Here is a 4506-nt window from a genome sequence, read left to right as displayed (position 1 = left end):
TAATCAATTTTATACTACTATTTTACTTAGTGTCAATAGTATTCTCATATTTCATATATAATTCTTTTATTTTTTGGTCAAGTTTATTTAAAATATCGTTACGAATATCTGAATCTACAGGATAAATAGATTGCTTATCGTTTGTAGGTTTTAATATTCTTAATTTGCTAATTGACTTTAGTTGTCCAACTTTTGCTATAGTGTTTTTATTCTTAGCTTTACCAATAGGAATAATACACTTACCTAAAAATACCTCTGTATTATCTAAATTAGTTGGATTATCTTCTTCTGTAGACTTTAATGGAACTACAACTACAGTTCCATTAGTTTGTGCATTATTCCCTTCTACAACAATTGCATAGTGAGTACCTCCAAGTTCATTATGTACATTAAATCCAAAGTTTACATGAACGATATCCCCTCTTTTATACGTTCTTCTCTTAGTTAAATCAAAGCTATCTTCTGTATCAAGGTAAAATTCCCAAGTGTTTATCCATTCAAGTAATTTTATAGCTTTATCACTATCCATTTGTTTTAACTGACTGTTTAAGTTACTGGTTAATGTATCGGCTATGCTATCAACTGCTAATTTATTTTCAGCAATTGATTTTTCAAATAATTCTACATCAAAGTTATCATCTTTATCTTTTGAATTTTCCTTAATTTCTTTAGTAAATTTCAAATCGTTTATTTTCTGTTTAGTATCTTGTAATCTTTTTAAATAATTAGCGTATAAATTACTCATTTTTTCTCCCCTTTTTGAATATAAATATATAGATTAGTTAAAGATATAAATAATTTCCTTACAGGAATAAATAGATATTTCTTTATCAAGAATAAATAGTCCCTTTAATGGGACAGTACATAGTCAATTATATATTAATACCAATGATTTAGTATAGAACTATCATTGGTATTTTTTGTGATTAGATAATAACTAGTTAATATCTATCAAACATTATTGCAAAGATTCTTAAATTTTTATTCTTCTTCCTCATTATCCCAACCAAGTAATTTCTTTTCTAAATCATCATAATCATAATCTCTACCTTTAAAATTATTAAAACTAGTTTTCTTAATTCCTTTTTTAGGTTCATTAAATTCACCAGGCTTAACCATTTTTATCATAAGAGCAACAAAATTATCTGCATTTTTATTCTTGAAATGATTATAAACCTTTGATATATGGTTCATATCACCTTTAGCACTCTTATATATTTTCATAGCTTCAGATCCATTCACATTATGAGCCTTCATCATATTAATTATAGTTTTCATACCATCTTCTAAATTCAATTCTTTTTGTTCAATCTCTTCTGAAACTGTGACTGATACTTCAGCAAAAGTATTAGGCTCATTAATCATTTTTACCTTGTTTTGATGAATATAAAACTTTAGAGCAGTTATCTTTCTTCCAGTTTTAATTTCCTCAAAATCAAAGCTTATATCAGTTTTTAAAGGTAATTCCTTTTGTGCTTGAAGTATAACTTTTCTTTTGAAATCATTATATCTAGTATATTCACTAGGTTCTATTTTAAATATTTGCCTTAATTCTTCTATTGTTAAAATCCTTGATTTTATTCCCTCATACTGTTTTAAAAGTTCATAAAATCTTATTGAGTATGTGCTTTTCAAAGATACAATATTCTTTAATTTGTACTTAGTAAAGGGATTTTCTTTATTCAAATATAGATAAAAAGGTTTTAAAAAAGGATGGAATTGAACTTTTATTGTCCCCTCACCTTTTTCGTGTTTATAAAAGCTTAAAAAAGGCACTAAAACCTCTGATTTTTCATCTTTAAAAGTAAGTACATTTCCCATTAACTCCTTTGTTTGCTTAGGAATTTCACTATATTTACTTTGGTCTTTAATTCCATAAAGCTCCATCAATTCACTTACTTTAAATTCATACATCTTAAAATCTTCATCACCAAAGTCAATCATTGAAGCCATAACTCTTAAAAACTTCTGTTGACTTGGTTTAAGCTTGTAACTTGCTTCTATTAACGTATTTGCTTGAACAACTAATTTATTTTCTATGTTATCCATATTAACCATATAACCACCTCTAATGGAAATTATATATTATTACGACCTTTTTGTAAATAGTCGTACGACTATTTTTTTTAAGTCGTTTTTCACTATGAAAAAGTCGTCTTTCACTATGAAAAAGTCGTCTTTAAATTAAATTTCACTATGAAAAAGTCGTCTTTCACTATGAAAAAGTCGTCTTTAAATTCTACAGGCTAGTAATACCAATGTTTTGCGAGGACGTAAAACATTATAACTTAGTTGTATATATAAACTATATAAACAACAACTATCAATTGTTGTCTAAAAATGATTTTAAAATTATTTCTTTCCACCTATATTCTTACAATTTTTGTAAATTAAATTTGATACTATGTATTTATATATAGATTTTAAGACGTGTAAAAATATTAATGGAGGATATGGATGGATAGAGAAGATTTTTTAAAATTGAGCCTTATAGAGCAAGTAGATTTCTTTAACTCAAAAATGAAAAGTGGTTACAGTATGACCAAAATAGCTAATGAATTAGGTATTTCTAAAAGTATTTCAGAAAAATTCAAAAAGAATGGATATAAATTAATAGAAAATCAATTTATAAAGAGCAATCCAATAGAAAAGCAAACCAAAGAAAACAGAGCAGTACGGGAAATTGGACGGGGTAGACCATCAAGAACTGATGACAATAGTAAGCATACTGTCATCATGAACGATGAAGTATGGCAAGAACTCCAAATCTATGCGATTAGAAATAAAACTACAGTATCAAGGCTTTTAGAGAACTTAGCTAAAGAATTTTTAAATTTATAATGGGGCATACGCCCTATTTTAAATTATTGCAAGCTTCGTAATTGAGTACTCAATTACACCTTGTTAATGGGATACCCCTTAAAACCCCAAATAAAAAGTAGGGCATATGCCCTACTTTTTATCTTTCAAGTCCATTGCTCCTATCTATGTATTTCATAAATTTAGGCAATAGTTTTTCTTTTTCTATGAATTTATTACACTTATCAAGCTTTGATGTCAGCCTGGTAACATCTTTAGTTAGAGTGCCAATTTTATTATTAGCTATATTTCTTATTCTTGTATTTTCTCCTTGGAGCAATTCGATTTTTTTCTTATAATTTTCTTTTTGTTTTTCAAAATCATCATTATGAGATTTATCTTTTTCAATTAGCCTTTTATTTTCTTCTCTAAGTTTTTTTATTTCATCAGATAACTTCTTATTCTGTCTATCTAAGTTATTATAGGCTAATCTTGCAATTTCACCTTCTTTAGCGATATTATTAATTAATTCAAAATCACTTTTAGATAGCCTAATTTCGCCTAGGAACGTTTTTGATGGCTTAATGTTATCTAGTTTATCAAAAACACTTAAAACCTCTCTACGAGCCTCTAAATCGTTTTTAAGGCTAATTCTTTTCTTAGATAGTTGCTGAACTTCTTTTTTTAAGGTATCGGCTTTAAATTTATTAATTTCTATATGCTTTTTATCAGAACCTTCAACCCCTCGTTCAACATCAAAACCACAAGCTCTTAGATGTTTTGGTAGTTCATCTTGTATCTCTCTTAGGCTATTTCTATCAAGAATCTTCTTAGCTGATAACTTTCCATCTTCGGTTATAGGTACAGAGCAAAGGTGCATATGAGGAGTTTTTTCATCTAGGTGGACTACTGCTGATACTATATTTTCAGAGCCATATCTATCTTTAAAATACTCATAACTTTGTTTAAAAAACTCTAATTGCTTATTTAAAGGCATTTCAGAAAAGAATTTGTTATCGGAGGTTACTAATGTGCTTGTCATTACTACAGCATCTTTACGGATAGCCTTAGTCCCCTTATAACCTTGCTTAATAATCTCTTTAACTTGCTTATTATAATTAATGCTTCTATCGTTATGTAAGTCTATATTTAAATGAGATTTACTTTTATCAATATCAATGTTTTTAGATTTATCACTCTCACGTTGGTTATGTATTTGTAATCCCTTAACATCACTATTCTTAAATTTTTGAATATGACATACTAAGTAACTCATAAAATCAATCTCCCTTTTAATACTTTAAGTGAATAATTTACACCTCCAATACTAGTCATACGTTTTAGGAAACTTTCTAAATCGGTGCAAATATCTTCACATAAAGTATAGCACATTATACTTTACTGCGTAAAGATGTGCCAGGAGTTCCTGGACCCAGGGCATATGCCCTCGCTTCGCTAACATTTTTTATTCAAAAATTTTAACTGTCAGCCGAAGATCCACTCGAAAGTGGTTTGGCAGCCATTCAAAATTTTTGAATAAAAAAAGAAAGTGATGTGTCGCAAACATCACTTTCTACTCTTGATACTGATTGTTCTATAATACCGAAACACTTCGATAATTAAATTATATCACATTTTTCTTAAAAACTAAACAAAGCTATGCATATGCATAGCTTGTCCTTTTTAAATAAATCTTTTTTTAATCCC

4 protein-coding genes are annotated in these 4506 nt (G+C 28.0%); 1 reads left to right on the top strand and 3 read right to left on the bottom strand.

The window, feature by feature from the left end; translation table 11 throughout:
* Positions 1 to 22: 22 nt before the first annotated feature.
* Together AAT22_RS18700 and AAT22_RS18280 are read right to left on the bottom strand one after the other, a co-directional pair.
* Positions 23 to 745 (bottom strand): type II toxin-antitoxin system PemK/MazF family toxin, encoded by a 723-nt coding sequence (locus AAT22_RS18700; RefSeq protein ID WP_052954016.1) that lies wholly within the window; start codon positions 743 to 745, stop codon positions 23 to 25.
* 236 nt (positions 746 to 981) lie between these two features.
* Positions 982 to 2058: a replication initiation protein gene (locus AAT22_RS18280; protein ID WP_047002306.1), complete on the bottom strand. Its 1077-nt coding sequence runs from the start codon at positions 2056 to 2058 to the stop codon at positions 982 to 984.
* 399 nt (positions 2059 to 2457) lie between these two features.
* Between AAT22_RS18280 and AAT22_RS18275 the strand changes: the two genes are divergently transcribed.
* Positions 2458 to 2841: a hypothetical protein gene (locus tag AAT22_RS18275; RefSeq protein WP_047002305.1), complete on the top strand. Its 384-nt coding sequence runs from the start codon at positions 2458 to 2460 to the stop codon at positions 2839 to 2841.
* A gap of 118 nt (positions 2842 to 2959) precedes the next feature.
* Here AAT22_RS18275 and mobV read toward each other — a convergent pair whose 3' ends face one another.
* Positions 2960 to 4075, bottom strand: a complete 1116-nt coding sequence (gene mobV, locus AAT22_RS18270) for a MobV family relaxase (RefSeq protein WP_052954015.1) — start codon at positions 4073 to 4075, stop codon at positions 2960 to 2962.
* Positions 4076 to 4506: the final 431 nt, after the last annotated feature.

Origin of the sequence: Clostridium sp. C8 (assembly GCF_001010885.1) — a bacterium.
Lineage (GTDB): Bacteria > Bacillota > Clostridia > Clostridiales > Clostridiaceae > Clostridium > Clostridium sartagoforme.
This window is presented reverse-complemented; position numbering and strand designations above follow the sequence as displayed.